The 15,734-nt window shown below is 53.9% G+C and carries 15 protein-coding genes; 10 read left to right on the plus strand and 5 right to left on the minus strand.

Going from position 1 to position 15,734, the window contains the following annotated elements; translation table 11 throughout:
- Window positions 1–44: 44 nt before the first annotated feature.
- Window positions 45–674, minus strand: coding sequence for a GSH-dependent disulfide bond oxidoreductase (yfcG, locus tag ACT3IC_RS16185; RefSeq protein ID WP_103180492.1), 630 nt, complete (start codon window positions 672–674; stop codon window positions 45–47).
- A gap of 143 nt (window positions 675–817) precedes the next feature.
- On the opposite strand from yfcG, the gene yfcF reads away from it, so the two are divergent.
- Genes yfcF through yfcD form a run of 3 tightly spaced genes read left to right on the plus strand, consistent with a single transcriptional unit; the run spans window position 818 to window position 2,667 of the window.
- A complete protein-coding gene (yfcF, locus tag ACT3IC_RS16190; protein WP_103180490.1) occupies window positions 818–1,462 on the plus strand; it encodes a glutathione transferase in 645 nt (214 codons plus the stop codon).
- Between the two features lie 55 nt (window positions 1,463–1,517).
- Window positions 1,518–2,069, plus strand: a complete 552-nt coding sequence (gene yfcE / locus ACT3IC_RS16195) for a phosphodiesterase (RefSeq protein WP_159339627.1) — start codon at window positions 1,518–1,520, stop codon at window positions 2,067–2,069.
- 55 nt (window positions 2,070–2,124) lie between these two features.
- Complete coding sequence (yfcD, locus tag ACT3IC_RS16200) at window positions 2,125–2,667, plus strand: NUDIX hydrolase YfcD (RefSeq protein ID WP_103180487.1); 543 nt, start codon at window positions 2,125–2,127, stop codon at window positions 2,665–2,667.
- A 54-nt stretch (window positions 2,668–2,721) separates the two neighbouring features.
- On the opposite strand, the gene pta is transcribed toward yfcD, so the two are convergent.
- Together pta and ackA are read right to left on the minus strand one after the other, a co-directional pair.
- A complete protein-coding gene (gene pta / locus ACT3IC_RS16205; protein ID WP_103180485.1) occupies window positions 2,722–4,860 on the minus strand; it encodes a phosphate acetyltransferase in 2,139 nt (712 codons plus the stop codon).
- Window positions 4,861–4,936: 76 nt separating this feature from the next.
- Window positions 4,937–6,139 (minus strand): acetate kinase, encoded by a 1,203-nt coding sequence (gene ackA, locus ACT3IC_RS16210; protein ID WP_473478168.1) that lies wholly within the window; start codon window positions 6,137–6,139, stop codon window positions 4,937–4,939.
- 336 nt (window positions 6,140–6,475) lie between these two features.
- On the opposite strand from ackA, the gene yfbV reads away from it, so the two are divergent.
- From yfbV to ACT3IC_RS16230, 4 genes are all read left to right on the plus strand, one after another.
- Window positions 6,476–6,931: a terminus macrodomain insulation protein YfbV gene (gene yfbV, locus ACT3IC_RS16215; protein ID WP_103180482.1), complete on the plus strand. Its 456-nt coding sequence runs from the start codon at window positions 6,476–6,478 to the stop codon at window positions 6,929–6,931.
- Between the two features lie 91 nt (window positions 6,932–7,022).
- Window positions 7,023–7,517, plus strand: a complete 495-nt coding sequence (locus tag ACT3IC_RS16220; protein WP_103180480.1) for a YfbU family protein — start codon at window positions 7,023–7,025, stop codon at window positions 7,515–7,517.
- A gap of 11 nt (window positions 7,518–7,528) precedes the next feature.
- Window positions 7,529–8,188, plus strand: coding sequence for a sugar phosphatase (locus ACT3IC_RS16225; protein WP_103180478.1), 660 nt, complete (start codon window positions 7,529–7,531; stop codon window positions 8,186–8,188).
- A 77-nt stretch (window positions 8,189–8,265) separates the two neighbouring features.
- Window positions 8,266–10,098, plus strand: coding sequence for an SLC13 family permease (locus ACT3IC_RS16230; RefSeq protein ID WP_159339626.1), 1,833 nt, complete (start codon window positions 8,266–8,268; stop codon window positions 10,096–10,098).
- 75 nt (window positions 10,099–10,173) lie between these two features.
- On the opposite strand, the gene yfbR is transcribed toward ACT3IC_RS16230, so the two are convergent.
- Both yfbR and alaA read right to left on the minus strand, forming a co-directional pair.
- A complete protein-coding gene (gene yfbR / locus ACT3IC_RS16235; protein ID WP_103180476.1) occupies window positions 10,174–10,773 on the minus strand; it encodes a 5'-deoxynucleotidase in 600 nt (199 codons plus the stop codon).
- Window positions 10,774–10,866: 93 nt separating this feature from the next.
- Window positions 10,867–12,081, minus strand: a complete 1,215-nt coding sequence (gene alaA, locus ACT3IC_RS16240; RefSeq protein ID WP_159339625.1) for an alanine transaminase AlaA — start codon at window positions 12,079–12,081, stop codon at window positions 10,867–10,869.
- Window positions 12,082–13,028: 947 nt separating this feature from the next.
- Here alaA and lrhA point away from each other — a divergent pair.
- The 3 genes from lrhA to nuoB all read left to right on the plus strand — a co-directional run bounded on the left by lrhA (window position 13,029) and on the right by nuoB (window position 15,728).
- Window positions 13,029–13,967, plus strand: coding sequence for a transcriptional regulator LrhA (lrhA, locus tag ACT3IC_RS16245; RefSeq protein ID WP_159339624.1), 939 nt, complete (start codon window positions 13,029–13,031; stop codon window positions 13,965–13,967).
- Between the two features lie 630 nt (window positions 13,968–14,597).
- Window positions 14,598–15,038 carry an NADH-quinone oxidoreductase subunit NuoA gene (gene nuoA, locus ACT3IC_RS16250; protein ID WP_103825145.1) on the plus strand — a complete coding sequence of 147 codons (441 nt, stop codon included), beginning with the start codon at window positions 14,598–14,600 and terminating at the stop codon, window positions 15,036–15,038.
- Window positions 15,039–15,053: 15 nt separating this feature from the next.
- Window positions 15,054–15,728 carry an NADH-quinone oxidoreductase subunit NuoB gene (gene nuoB / locus ACT3IC_RS16255; RefSeq protein ID WP_003861482.1) on the plus strand — a complete coding sequence of 225 codons (675 nt, stop codon included), beginning with the start codon at window positions 15,054–15,056 and terminating at the stop codon, window positions 15,726–15,728.
- The last annotated feature ends 6 nt before the right edge of the window (window positions 15,729–15,734 follow it).

Raw genomic sequence — 15,734 nt, forward strand, 5'->3', positions numbered from 1 at the left:
TTCCTCCGTGTCATTATCGACACCATAATACATGAGGAAAGCGTTTATATCTGCTGCGCTTTTTGCATTGCACGCTCGGTTGCCGGGCGGGTGCGGATACGTTCAAACCAGTTGTTTACCGCAGGCCATGATGCCAGGTCGACACGATGGTTTTCATGGGTGTTGACCCACGGCCAGCAGGCGATATCCGCGATGCTGTAGTGTTCGCCTCCCAGCCACGGCGATTTTTCCAGACGCTTGTTCAATACGTTATAGAGCCGCTGCGTTTCGACCTGGAAACGTTCGATGGCATAGGCGATAGGCTGTGGCGCAGCATGGTTAAAGTGGTAGTTCTGACCAATCATCGGCCCCAGGCCGCCAACCTGCCAGAAGAGCCACTGCAGCGTGACGTGGCGTTCGCGTAATTCCCCGCTCAGTAGCTTGCCGGTTTTCTCTGCCAGATAGAGCAATATTTCGCCAGACTCAAACAGGCTCAGCGGGGTACCGCCATCCTCCGGATCGCGATCGACAATCGCCGGAATTTTATTGTTGGGGGAAATGGCGAGAAACTCGGGGCGGAACTGTTCGCCTTTGCTGATATTGACCGGCAGGATGCGGTAGTCCAGCTGGGCCTCTTCCAGAAAAAGAGTGATCTTATGCCCGTTGGGCGTCGGGGCGTAGTAAAGGTCAATCATCGCAACTCCTGTCATAGCGCTTTTTTCTACATAGATCGAGTATAGGTGGTGATGATAAATCGTGAGTTTTCATCAAGTGACAGCCGGGGCAGGAGGTTATATTTTGGATATCTACCCATCACGCGAAGCCTTATGAGGACGTTATGAGCCAACCTGCGATTACCCTGTGGTCAGATGCCGACTATTTTTCACCCTATGTGATGAGCGTGTACGTCGCGCTGGCCGAAAAGGGATTGCCCTTTGCCCTGAAAACCATCGACCTCAGCCGGGGGGAGAACCGTCAGCCGCAGTGGCGGGGCTATGGGCTGACCCGTCGCGTGCCGCTCCTGGAAGTGGACGGGTTTGAACTCAGCGAATCCTCCGCGATTACCGAATATCTGGAAGAGCGTTTTGCGCCGCCGGAATGGGAGCGGATCTATCCGCTCGATCTGCAAAAACGCGCCCGCGCGCGTCAGATACAGGCGTGGCTGCGCAGCGATCTGATGCCCATCCGTGAAGAACGTTCTACCGACGTGGTATTTGCCGGGGTGAAAAAACCGGCCCTGAGCGAAACTGCCCAGCGCACGGCAAGCCAGCTGATTGATACCGCCACCTCGCTTCTGGCCCACGGCAATCAGAATTTATTCGGGGAATGGTGCATTGCGGATAGCGATCTGGCGCTGATGCTCAACCGCCTGGTGCTCAATGGTGATGACGTACCACAACAGCTGGTGGATTACGCCAGCTTCCAGTGGCAGCGCGCCTCGGTGCAGCGTTATGTGGCGCTTTCAGCTAAGCGGGCTGGCTGATAAGGCCTGCTGATTCAGGTATGATGGGGCGGCTTTTCACTACAAGGAGTCACTGATGAAGCTGATGTTTGCATCGGACATTCACGGCTCGCTACCGGCGACCGAAAAAGTGCTTTCGCTGTTTAACCAGAGCGGGGCGCAATGGCTGGTGGTCCTCGGCGATGTGCTGAATCACGGCCCGCGCAATCCGCTACCCGAAGGCTATGCCCCCGCTGAGGTTGCAGAGCGGCTTAACGCTTTTGCCTCGCGCATTATTGCCGTGCGGGGCAACTGTGACAGCGAAGTCGACCAGATGTTACTGCACTTTCCCATCACCGCCCCGTGGCAGCAGATCCTGATGGCACACTGCCGCCTGTTTGTTACCCACGGCCATCTGTTTGGTCCGGATAATCTGCCCGCGCTGAATGCTGGCGATGTCCTGGTTTATGGTCATACTCATATTCCGGTGGCTGGGAAGAAGGGCGACATTATTCATTTCAATCCTGGCTCCGTCAGCCTGCCTAAAGGCGGGTTTCCACCCAGCTATGGGATGCTGGAAGAGGGCCATTTGTGCGTTATGACGCTGAATGACAGCCAGGTTATTGCAGAGTCCAGGATTAATCCGTAACTTACTCCTCAACAGTAAACGCGCCGTGAGAGCGCTATAAAGAGAAGGTTTCCCGATGGTGGAGCAGAGTCATTTGGCAAGTACTGAGTGGGTAGATATAGTCAGCGAAGACAATGAAGTCATCGCCCAGGCGAGCCGCGAGCAGATGCGCGCGCAGCGCCTTCGCCATCGCGCGACCTATATCGTGGTGCATGATGGTATGGGCAATATCCTGGTGCAGCGCCGTACCGAAACGAAAGACTTCATGCCCGGCATGCTCGATGCAACGGCCGGCGGTGTGGTGCAGGCCGATGAGCTGTTACTTGACTCCGCCCGCCGTGAAGCGGAAGAGGAGCTGGGGATTGCCGGTGTGCCGTTTGCCGAACACGGTCAGTTCTACTTTGAAGACAGCCACTGCCGCGTCTGGGGAGGCCTCTTCAGCTGTGTCTCCCACGGCCCGTTTGCGCTGCAGGAAGAAGAGGTCAGCGAAGTCTTCTGGATGACCCCGACGGAGATCACCGCCCGTTGCGATGACTTCACGCCTGATTCGTTAAAAGCGCTGGCGCTGTGGATGAGCCGCAATGCCAACAACGAACCGGCTAAGCAAGAAGAAGCGTAACGGTGATAATAAAAAAGGCGACCCTGGGGTCGCCTTTTTACGTTTGGCAGCAGCTTACTGCTGTGAAGCCTGGATCGCAGTGAGGGCGATGGTGTAGACGATATCGTCTACCAGCGCGCCACGAGACAGGTCGTTCACTGGCTTGCGCATACCCTGCAGCATCGGCCCGATGGAGATCAGGTCGGCAGAACGCTGTACCGCTTTGTAAGTGGTGTTACCGGTGTTCAGATCCGGGAAGATGAACACGGTAGCGCGACCAGCAACCGGCGAGTTAGGCGCTTTAGATTTGGCAACGTCAGCCATAACTGCGGCGTCATACTGCAGCGGGCCATCGATAACCAGATCCGGGCGTTTTTCCTGCGCCAGACGGGTGGCTTCACGTACTTTCTCTACATCGCTACCTGCACCAGAGTTACCGGTGGAGTAGGAGAGCATCGCAACGCGCGGCTCGATACCGAACGCAATCGCGGAGTCAGCGGACTGAATCGCGATCTCTGCCAGCTGTTCAGCGGTTGGATCCGGGTTGATCGCACAGTCACCGTAAACGTAAACCTGTTCCGGCAGCAGCATGAAGAACACGGATGAAACCAGAGAGCTACCTGGCGCAGTTTTGATCAGCTGCAGCGGCGGACGAATGGTGTTCGCGGTGGTGTGAACAGCCCCGGAAACCAGGCCATCAACTTCGTCCTGCTCCAGCATCAGGGTACCGAGAACCACGTTGTCTTCCAGCTGTTCGCGGGCAACGGCTTCGGTCATACCCTTGCTCTTACGCAGCTCAACCAGACGGGCAACATAGCTTTCGCGCACCACTTCCGGATCCACGATTTCGATACCCGCACCCAGCTCAACGCCCTGGGACGCCGCGACGCGGGTGATCTCATCCGGATTACCCAGCAGCACACAGGTGGCGATACCGCGCTCGGCACAGATTGCCGCGGCTTTAACGGTACGTGGTTCGTCGCCTTCAGGCAGAACAACGCGTTTGCCCGCTTTACGCGCCAGCTCGGTGAGCTGATAACGGAAGGCTGGTGGAGAGAGACGACGGCTGCGCTCGGAGGTCGCGGTCAGAGATTCAATCCAGTCAGGATTGATGCAACCGGCAACGTATTCCTGCACTTTCTCGATACGCTGATGGTCGTCAGCCGGCACTTCCAGGTTAAAGCTCTGCAGGCTCAGGGAGGTCTGCCAGGTGTTGGTGTTCACCATGAAGACCGGCAGGCCGGTGGCAAATGCGCGTTCGCACAGTTTGCTGACGCGTGGGTCCATTTCATAGGCACCGGTCAGCAGGATCGCACCGATCTCCACGCCGTTCATTGCGGCCAGACAGGCTGCAACCAGCACGTCAGGACGGTCAGCGGAGGTAACCAGCAGGGAACCTGCACGGAAGTGCTCCAGCATGTGCGGAATGCTACGCGCACAGAAAGTCACGGACTTCACGCGACGGGTATTGATATCGCCTTCGTTCACGATAGTGGCGTTCAGGTGACGCGCCATGTCGATAGCACGAGTGGCGATCAGATCGAAGCTCCACTGCACCGCGCCCAGCACTGGAAGCGGGCTGAATTCCTGCAGCTTAGCCGGATCGATTTTCACGATTTTTGCTTTGGACGAGTCGTCGAAAATTTCGGACAGGTCAGGGCGGGTACGGCCTTGCTCATCAACCGGTGCGTTCAGTTTGTTAACAATCACGCCGGTGATGTTGCTGTTTTTCGCGCCGCCGAAGCTGCTGCGGGTCAGCTCAATACGCTCTTTCAGCTGTTCCGGGGTATCGGTACCCTGGGACATCACAAACACGATTTCCGCGTTCAGCGTCTTGGCGATTTCAAAGTTCAGAGACTGGGCAAACTGATGCTTGCGCGTCGGAACCAGGCCTTCTACCAGTACCACTTCCGCATCCTGGGCGTTAGCGTGGTAGTTAGCGATGATCTCTTCCATCAGCACATCTTTCTGGTTGCTGGAGAGCAGAGACTCAACGTGGCTCATCTTCAGCGGTTCAGCGGCTGGCAGGTTAGAGTTTGCACGAACAATAGTGGTGGTCTGGTCTGGTGCGTCGCCACCAGCACGTGGTTGAGCGATTGGCTTAAACACGCTCAGACGAACGCCTTTGCGTTCCATCGCACGGATAACACCGAGGCTGACGCTGGTCAGGCCTACGCTGGTTCCGGTCGGGATCAGCATAATAGTACGGGACACGATTTATCCTCTTTCGTTACCGCCGAAAACGGGCGGGCTTCAAAACAGCACCGCCAGCATTGCTGGCGGTGGGGAATCAGGCAGTCAGACGGCTCGCGTCTTGCGCGATGACCAGCTCTTCATTGGTTGGGATAACCATTGCGAGCGTGGTGCCTTCTTTGTTGATGAAGCCAGACTTACCGAAGCGCGCGGCCAGGTTACGTTCATGGTCAACATCAAAGCCCAGCACGCCCAGTTTGCCCAGGGAGAGTTCGCGCACCATTGCCGCGTTCTCACCGATACCGCCGGTGAAGACCACGCCATCCAGACGACCGTCCATCAGCGCAGTGTAAGAGCCGATGTACTTGGCCAGACGGTGGCAGTAAACATCCATTGCACGTTTCGCGTCTTCTTTCTCGGCGTAGTTGTCTTCAACGTAACGGCAGTCGCTGGTCACTTCGGTCAGACCCAGCAGGCCAGACTCTTTGGTCAGCATCTTGTTGATATCTTCTACGCTCATACCCAGGATATCGTGCAGGTGGAAGATGATCGCTGGATCGATATCACCGGAGCGGGTACCCATGACCAGGCCTTCCAGCGGGGTCAGACCCATGGAGGTATCAACACATTTGCCGTTACGGATAGCAGAAACAGAACCGCCGTTGCCCAGGTGGCAAGTGATGATGTTCACTTCTTCTACCGGCTTGTTCAGCATTTTTGCTGCTTCTTGCGTGACGTAGAAGTGGCTGGTGCCGTGTGCGCCATAGCGACGAACGCCGTGCTCTTTGTACAGTTTATACGGCAGGGCATAGAGGTAAGACTCTTCCGGCATGGTCTGATGGAACGCGGTATCAAATACGGCCACGTTCTTGTCTTTCAGCTGCGGGAAGGCTTTCAGTGCTTCAGCGATACCGATCAGGTGAGCCGGGTTATGCAGCGGTGCAAAAGAGGCTGAGTCTTTAATACCCTGAATAACGCTGTCATCGATGACCACAGATTTGGTGTACTTCTCGCCACCATGAACGATACGGTGACCAATTGCGGTCAGCTGGGCGGACAGTTCCGGTTTTTGTGCCAGAATAGTGTTAACGATAAAGTTCAGCGCTTCGCTGTGAGCGGCGCCTGCACCTAAAGCCGCTTCCTGTTTGCTGCCGTCCATTTTCCACTTCAGACGTGCTTCAGGGAGATGGAAACATTCGGCCAAACCAGAAAGGTACTCTTCACCGTTGAGCGCATCGATGATGGCGAATTTCAGGGAAGAGCTACCGCAGTTCAGAACCAGTACTAACTTACTCGACATGGAAGTACCTATTATTGATACGTGGCTAAAAAAACGTCAGTGAGTCAAGGATCGTAGCGCAAGATATCGCTGACATTTATGATTAACATCATGCCCGAAGGACATTCTGGCATGACGAAAAGAATACATATGATTTTATGCCATTTTGCGCATTTTTCCGGCAATGGCATAATGTGCGATAATTTGACGAGTGAACGTTCCTCGTCTAAGGCCTTTGCAGGCCGGCACAGGATACCCGATACTGGGTAGCGCTGACAAAAGTTTTTGAACGTTGTCATGAGCAGTTGTGGTTTTGCACGAATTTTTTAAATTTTATATGTGAAGTTGAGGTAAGCCATGTCGACACCCGAGAATCCATCCGTGAGCTTTTTTAGCCTGTTTCGCCGGGGACAGCACTATGCAAAGACGTGGCCACTGGAAAAGCGCCTGGCGCCCGTCTTTATTGAAAACCGGGTGATCCGCGCCACCCGTCACGCTATCCGCCTGATGCCGCCTCTCGCGGTCTTTACTCTGTGCTGGCAGATTGCGCTGGGCGGACAGCTTGGTCCTGCTGTTGCTACCGCGCTGTTTGCCCTGAGTCTGCCGATGCAGGGGCTGTGGTGGCTCGGCAAACGCTCGGTCACACCGCTGCCGCCATCCGTGTTGTCCTGGTTCTATGAGGTGCGCGGCAAATTGCAGGATGCTGGTCAGGCGCTCGCGCCGGTAGAGGGGAAACCCGATTATCAGGCGCTGGCTGATACGCTGAAGCGGGCATTCAAGCAACTTGATAAAACATTCCTCGATGACTTGTGATTGATCATCGAAACGATGACCAAAAGAAGGCACAGTAACCCACCGTTACCGTGTCTTTTTTAAAGCTGCCATGCGCAACAGGAGTCGAAAGATGGAAATGACCCACGCTCAACGTCTGATTTTGTCCAATCAGTACAAAATGATGACTATGCTTGATCCCGACAACGCAGAGCGCTATCGCCGCTTGCAGACTATCATCGAACGTGGCTTTGGTTTACAGATGCGCGAGCTGGATCGCGACTTTGGCGAACTGAAAGAAGAGACCTGCCGCATCGTCATCGACATCATGGAGATGTATCACGCCCTGCATGTCTCCTGGACCAACCTGAAAGATGCCCAGAGCATCGACGAACGTCGTGTCACCTTCCTGGGTTTTGATGCGGCCACTGAATCCCGTTACCTGAGCTATGTCCGCTTTATGGTCAATGTCGAAGGACGCTATACCCATTTCGATGCCGGTACGCATGGCTTTAATGCCCAGACCCCGATGTGGGAAAAATATCAGCGCATGCTCAGCGTATGGCACGCTTGTCCTCGCCAGTACCACCTGAGCAGTAACGAGATCCAACAAATTATTAATGCCTGACGGAGGTAGATGTGCAGTGTGAAGGTTTTCTGTTTGATCTGGACGGTACGCTGGTCGATTCGCTACCGGTTGTTGAACGCTCCTGGTGCCGTTGGGCCGACAGACATGGCATCGACCATCAGGACGTACTGAATTTTATCCATGGCAAACAGGCCATAACCTCTTTACGGCACTTTCTCCAGGGAAAAAGTGAAGCGGAAATTCAGGCGGAGTTCAGCTGGCTTGAGCAGGTCGAGGCCACCGATACCGACGGTATTACCGCGCTGCCGGGGGCCCAGGCGCTGCTCACCCATCTGAATGAATCGGCGATCCCCTGGGCTATCGTCACCTCCGGTTCGGTTCCTGTGGCTCATGCGCGTCATAAAGCGGCAGGCCTGCCGCTGCCGGAAGTCTTTATCACCGCGGAGCGGGTCAAGCGCGGCAAGCCAGAGCCCGATGCCTTTTTACTGGGCGCGGAGCTGCTGGGGCTGGCGCCTGAAGCGTGTGTGGTGGTAGAAGATGCCGCAGCCGGCGTGCTGGCGGGACTCAATGCCGGAAGCCACGTCATTGCCGTCAATGTCCCCGCTAACTCGCCGCGTCTGGATGAGGCGGATTTTGTGCTTACCACGCTGGAGGCACTCGCCGTCAGCCGCGAGCCCGACGGGAATGTAACAGTCACCCGGAAAATGTAATCACATGATTTAGCCCCACATTGCAGGGGCTTTTTTATGGCACTATCTGACGCACTCTTTTCTGACAAGGATCTGTTGTGAACGGTGAACTCATCTGGGTGTTAAGCCTGCTTCTTATCGCCATTCTTCTTTTTGCAACCGGCAAAATCCGCATGGATGCTGTGGCGCTGCTGGTGATCGTCGCTTTTGTGCTGAGCGGCACCTTAACCCTCCCGGAAGCCTTTTCAGGCTTTAGCGATCCCAACGTGATTCTCATTGCCGCCCTGTTTATCATCGGCGACGGCCTGGTGCGGACCGGCGTGGCAACCAGTATGGGTACCTGGCTGGTGAGCATGGCGGGCAACAGCGAGACCAAAATGCTGGTCTTTTTGATGCTCACCGTGGCCGGACTCGGGGCCTTTATGAGCTCCACCGGTGTGGTGGCTATTTTCATTCCTGTGGTGTTGAGCGTCTCCATGCGCATGCAGATTTCGCCGTCGCGCCTGATGATGCCGCTGAGCTTTGCCGGCCTTATCAGCGGCATGATGACGCTGGTGGCGACCCCGCCAAACCTGGTGGTAAACAGTGAACTGCTGCGTGAAGGCCTGGACGGTTTCAGCTTCTTCAGCGTGACGCCGCTGGGGCTGGTTGTCCTGGTGATGGGCATTGTCTATATGCTGTTGACCCGCTTTGCCCTGAAAAGCGAAAAGCAGGATAAAACCCGCGACGGCTGGAAGCGCCGCACGTTTCGCGATCTGATCAAAGAGTATCGCCTCACCGGGCGGGCCCGCCGTCTGGCGATCCGCCCCGGTTCACCGCTGATTGGACAGCGTCTGGATGATTTAAAACTCCGCGAACGCTACGGGGCCAACGTCATCGGCGTGGAGCGCTGGCGCCGTTTTCGTCGGGTTATCGTCAACGTAAACGGTGTATCGGAGTTTCGCGCCCGTGACGTGTTGCTCATTGATATGTCGTCGGCAGAGGTCGATCTGCGTGAATTTTGCAGCGAACAGCTGCTGGAGCCGATGGTCCTGCGCGGGGAGTACTTCTCCGATCAGGCGCTGGATGTGGGGATGGCCGAGGTCTCGCTGATCCCTGAGTCGGAGCTGCTCGGCAAAACCATTCGCGAAATCGGCTTTCGTACCCGGTACGGTCTGAACGTCGTGGGGTTAAAGCGCGACGGCGAGGCGATGAACGGCTCGGTGGTGGATGAGCCCCTTCAACTGGGGGATATCTTCCTGGTGGTGGGTAACTGGAAGCTGATTACCCAACTGGGGCAGAGAGGGCGAGACTTTGTGGTGCTCAACCTGCCTGTCGAGGTCAGCGATGCATCCCCTGCCCATAGCCAGGCACCGCACGCCATTTTTTGTCTGGTGCTGATGGTCGCTCTGATGCTGACCGACGAAATCCCCAATCCGGTGGCGGCGATCATTGCCTGTCTGCTGATGGGGAAATTCCGCTGTATTGACGCTGAAAGCGCTTACAAAGCGATTCACTGGCCGAGCATCATTTTGATCGTCGGCATGATGCCCTTTGCGCTGGCGCTGCAAAAAACTGGCGGTGTCGATTTAGTGGTGAAAGGTCTGATGGAGCTCGGCGGCGGCTATGGCCCATACATGATGCTGATGTGCCTGTTTGTTATGTGCGCCACGATCGGACTGTTTATCTCCAATACCGCGACCGCTGTGTTGATGGCGCCCATTGCGCTGGCGATGGCGAAATCGATGGGAGTCTCACCTTATCCGTTCGCCATGATGGTGGCGATGGCCGCTTCCGCAGCATTTATGACGCCGGTGTCGTCACCGGTTAACACCCTGGTGCTGGGGCCTGGAAGATACAGCTTTAGCGATTTCGTTAAGCTTGGCGTGCCCTTCACGATCCTGGTGATGGTGGTGTGCGTAGTGATGATCCCGATGTTGTTCCCGTTCTGACAGTTTTGCCCGGCGGCGCTAAGCTTGCTGCCTGGAAACCGTAGGCCCGGCAAGCGAAGCGCCGCCGGGCATAACTCACAACGGCGAATCTTGGCTAATCTCATCCAGCGAGAGCTGGAAGCTCGGGACAAACACCTCCATGAAGTAGTCCATCTCCTCGCTACGGCGCGCTTCGAGCGTCTTCTCCAGACGCGTTTTCGCCAGTAAAAACTCGTGATTGCCGGCAGAGAGCTCTTCCAGACACTTCAGGTAGGCGCACAGCGCATCGGCCTGCTTCACAATGAAGTGCTCCTCTTCGCTATAGCTCTGCTCGTCTATTAACGGGGCAAAAATATCGCGAAGCTCGTCCGGCACCATGTCGACCAGCTTCTGCTGGGCGATTTTTTCAATCGCCTTGTACTCCTGGGCGATTTGCGAGTTGAAGTATTTTACCGGCGTGGGCAGATCGCCCGTCAGCACTTCTGAAGCATCGTGGTACATAGCCAGCAGCGCGATACGTTCGGCGTTTAGCTGACCATTGAACTTACGGTTTTTGATGGCGGCCAGCGCGTGGGCGACCATCGCTACCTGCAGGCTGTGTTCGGAAACGTTCTCGGTGCGCACATTGCGCATCAGCGGCCAGCGGTTGATCAGTTTCAGTCGGGAAAGATGGGCGAAGAAATGACTCTGACTCATAAGTTACCTTAAATCTGCACAGCGACAGGTTTCATTGTGAGGGGAGGGGCGGTGAGATGCAAATCGGGCTGCCTGTGGCAGCCCGATTATCGTTTACTGATGGTATCCGGAGAGGAAGCGTCCGAACCGGCTGATGGCCATCTCCAGCTCATCTTCACGCGGCAGCGTTACGATGCGAACATGGTCCGGCCACGGCCAGTTAAATGCCGTTCCCTGTACCAGCAACACTTTTTCCTGCAGCAGGAAGTCGAGCACCATCTTCTGATCGTCAAAGATGTTGAAGCGTTTGATGTCGATTTTCGGGAACATATAGAGGGCGCCGTTTGGCTTCACGCAGGAGACGCCTGGAATATCGTTGATCAGCTCCCACGCGCGCTGCCGCTGCTCATACAGACGCCCGCCCGGCACGATAAATTCGCTGATGCTCTGATAGCCACCCAGCGCGGTCTGGATCGCATGCTGGGCCGGAACGTTGGCACACAAACGCATGGAAGCCAGCATCTCCAGCCCTTCAATGTAACCTTTCGCATGTTTTTTCGGGCCGTTCAGGACCATCCACCCCTGGCGGAAGCCCGCAACACGATAGGTCTTTGACAGGCCGTTAAAGGTGACGGTCAACAGATCCGGCGCCAGCGCGGCAATAGAGTGGTGCTGCGCGGCGTCATACAGAATTTTGTCGTAGATCTCATCCGCGAAGATGATCAGATTATGCTGGCGGGCCAGCTCGACGATCTCCAGCAGCAGCTCTTTGGAATAGACGGCGCCGGTGGGGTTGTTCGGGTTGATGATGACGATCCCGCGGGTGCGCGGCGTAATTTTGGCGCGAATATCATCCAGGTCCGGGAACCAGTCAGCCGATTCGTCACACAGGTAGTGCACCGCTTTACCGCTGGAGAGGGACACGGCCGCAGTCCAGAGCGGGTAGTCCGGAGCGGGAACCAGCATTTCGTCTCCGCTGTTCAGCAGGGCCTGCATCGCCTGGACAATCAGCTCGGAAACACCGTTACCAATGTAGATATCTTCTACAGTCACATCGCGCATACCCTGCGCCTGATAGTGCTGCATGATCGCTTTTCGCGCAGAGTAGAGACCTTTGGAGTCGCTGTAGCCTTGCGCCGTCGGCAGGTTGCGAATCACATCAACCAGAATTTCATCCGGTGCATCAAAACCAAATGGCGCCGGGTTGCCGATATTGAGCTTAAGTACTTTATTACCTTCTTCTTCGAGACGCTTTGCCTCTTTAAGAACCGGGCCACGAATGTCATAACAAACGTTATCTAACTTGCTGGATTTTTCGATGGGTGACATGAATCTTTGACCTTTTCACTGTTATTGCGACGTCCTGCCGTGGAAGTCAGCACGAAACAATGTACTCCTCGAACGCCCGATTTTGAAGCGTTGGCAGAAGAAGATTTTGTGCATTGCTGCCGCTTTGCCCTGAATCTTTTAACTCTTTTTTAATGGGTTAATCACTTTAACGTATGTATTTTTGGTTTTTGTTGGTGTTTTGTCCTGTTATGGATGTTGTAATATGGATTTTACACTGTAAAAAAGGGGTGATTTGAGCGGCTTGCGCTGGTGGTGCTACAGTTTCCTGTAGTGATTTTTCGTAAAAGCTGAATGAAACTCACTGGTATTCGCTTTCCTGCCTTTTTATATTAACGTTGCTCATGTGAAATTAATGTTAAGTATTATTAATCATTAAGTCCGGTTTCAATTATTGTTTATTTCTAAATAAAGACGAAATCGCAACTTTCGTTAATATTAATAAAATTAGTTTAGCTAGTTACCATTCAGGTTAAATCAAAGGATTTGCAATAAGGCTTATAAAGAAAAAGTTTTTAGGGTAAGATGTATGCCGGGTTTAGCGATGAAAGATAACAGGTCACAGCAGGCCTTGATGCCTGGACCTTTAATAGTTTATTGTAATTGCTGGAATTATCTCTGCCTTGAGAAGTTAAGCGATACCATTGCCGCTCAACCTGTACTGCGATAAAGTTAACGTTGGATATGCATCTTCTTTAATCGAATTTACATCATCCGGCAAATACCTATATATCTCGAACGATTTTGAGAATAAAAATAACGTCAGATAAGTTGTTTCTGACCACTGATATAACCAGCACAATTACATTATGCAGGCCCCTGCCAGACCAGGACGTCAGCGGATTTCGTTCAGAAGGAACTGTATTACTTTTACGCACACAGCTTAAACCCGGGGCAGCTCCGTACGAGCAACCTGTAAGTGAAAAGATATGATTAATGCAAATCGTCCGATACTGAATCTCGACCTCGATCTGCTGAGAACCTTTGTGGCGGTCGCCGATCTGAACACCTTTGCTGCGGCGGCGGCGGCAGTTTGCCGTACCCAGTCTGCAGTAAGCCAACAAATGCAACGACTGGAACAACTGGTCGGTAAAGAGCTTTTTGCCCGTCATGGCCGCAATAAGCTGTTAACGGAGCATGGTATTCAGCTCCTGGGTTACGCCAGAAAAATCCTGCGCTTCAATGATGAAGCATGTTCATCATTAATGTTTAGCAACCTGCAGGGTGTCTTAACATTAGGCGCCTCTGACGAGTCGGCCGACACCATTCTGCCGTTCCTGCTCAATCGCATCAGTTCGGTTTACCCGAAACTTGCTCTTGATGTCAGAGTGAAACGCAACGCCTTTATGGTTGATATGTTGCAGGAGCAGGAGGTCGATCTGGTGGTGACCACCCATCGTACCAGCCAGTTCGAATGTCTGACGCTGCGCACCTCGCCGACACACTGGTACTGCGCCGCCGAGTTCACGCTGCAGCGCGGCGAGCCGGTGCCCTTAGTCCTGCTGGACGATCCCAGCCCGTTTCGCGACGTTGTGCTGGCTACGCTCAATGCCGCCAATGTCCCATGGCGAATGGCCTATGTCGCCTCCACGCTGCCTGCGATCCGCGCCGCGGTAAAAGCGGGGCTCGGCGTAACGGCACGCCCGGTGGAGATGATGAGCCCCGATTTGCGTGTGTTAGGTAAAGCGGACGGATTGCCCGCGCTGCCGGATACGGAATATCTGTTGTGCCATAATCCGGCCAGTAACAACGAGCTTGCGCAGACCATCTTTAGCGCCATGGATGATTACCATAACCCCTGGCAGTACAATACAGTGACTCAACAAGGAGGGGATGACTCGGTAATCATTGAAAGTGATTTCGAGTAAAAGGGTCCCTAATAATCTGATAACAATTCGTCCAGACGATAACGAACCACTGCTGCTGCCTCTGCGCACAGTGGTTCTTTTTTTGCATGGGATTCCAGGGATTTGATTTAAGTCATTGCTAATTTTGTGTTTTATCAATCTGATAGATATCCTGCCTTTCTCCAAAACCCCGCTATACTTGTTCTTTCTAATGTCAATGGGCATGTTAAAAAAGCAGCAAAGATGTTGCTGTTTTTTTGATTGAATTAACAAAAGCGTGTCACAGATCAAGAAAATACTCCTCTTTGGGGGGAGGAATCGACGGCAAATCCTGTCAAAATAGGCGGGTAATCTTTGTATTAGTTCATTACGGACACGATTCAACACCCCCACGCAGGTACGCGCCTCACACTTAATGAGGGTAAAGGGCATTAAATGTTAATGAAGTTCGATCAATGTAATTTAATGTGAAGAAACTTTTGTTAAAGTTGACAAAAGGTTATAGAAAGGAGTAAAAAACCACATCATTTTGCTGTCTATGTCTCATTTTCGACAGTTAGTGTACGGTTATTTGTTCCTCCCCATGAATCGATGTGATGCCCATCTGCCAGAAAGAGCAGTGTTTCAGGTATCACTTTTGATGAGTAAGCAATGAGTATGTCAACATCCACAGAAGTCATCGCTCATCACTGGGCATTCGCAATCTTTCTTATCGTTGCCATTGGCCTGTGCTGCCTGATGCTAGTCGGCGGCTGGTTCCTGGGCGGTCGCGCCCGCGCAAGGCACAAAAACACGCCATTCGAATCGGGTATCGATTCGGTAGGTACCGCGCGTTTACGCCTGTCTGCCAAGTTCTATCTGGTAGCCATGTTCTTCGTCATTTTCGACGTGGAAGCGCTTTACCTGTTCGCATGGTCGACCTCCATTCGTGAGAGTGGCTGGGTAGGCTTTGTCGAGGCCGCAATTTTCATTTTAGTGTTACTGGCCGGTCTGGTTTATCTGGTGCGTATTGGCGCGCTGGACTGGACACCTGCACGTTCACGCCGTGAACGTATCAACCCGGAAAACAGTATCCCTAATCGTCAGCAGTAACAGCGAGGCAATAAGATGGATTATACGCTCACCCGCATAGATCCTAACGGTGAGAATGACCGTTACCCCCTGCAAAAGCAGGAGATCGTAACCGACCCCCTGGAGCAAGAAGTCAACAAAAGCGTGTACATGGGCAAGCTCGAGCATGCCATGCACGATATGGTCAACTGGGGTCGTAAGAACTCCATCTGGCCATACAACTTTGGCCTTTCTTGCTGCTACGTTGAAATGGTGACGTCATTCACTGCGGTGCATGACGTTGCGCGTTTTGGTGCGGAAGTACTGCGTGCATCTCCGCGTCAGGCTGACCTGATGGTGGTAGCGGGCACCTGCTTTACCAAAATGGCACCGGTCATTCAGCGTCTGTACGACCAGATGCTCGAGCCAAAATGGGTTATCTCCATGGGCGCTTGTGCCAACTCTGGCGGCATGTACGACATCTATTCCGTCGTACAAGGTGTAGATAAGTTTATCCCGGTTGACGTTTATATCCCGGGCTGCCCACCGCGTCCGGAAGCCTACATGCAGGCGCTGATGCTGTTGCAGGAGTCGATTGGCAAAGAACGCCGCCCGCTCTCCTGGGTTGTGGGTGACCAGGGCGTGTACCGCGCTAACATGCAGTCTGAGCGCGAGCGTAAACGCGGTGAACGTATCGCAGTGACCAATCTGCGGACACCAGACGAAATTTAATTTGCG

The organism is Leclercia sp. GHBNCSD, assembly GCF_055805075.1.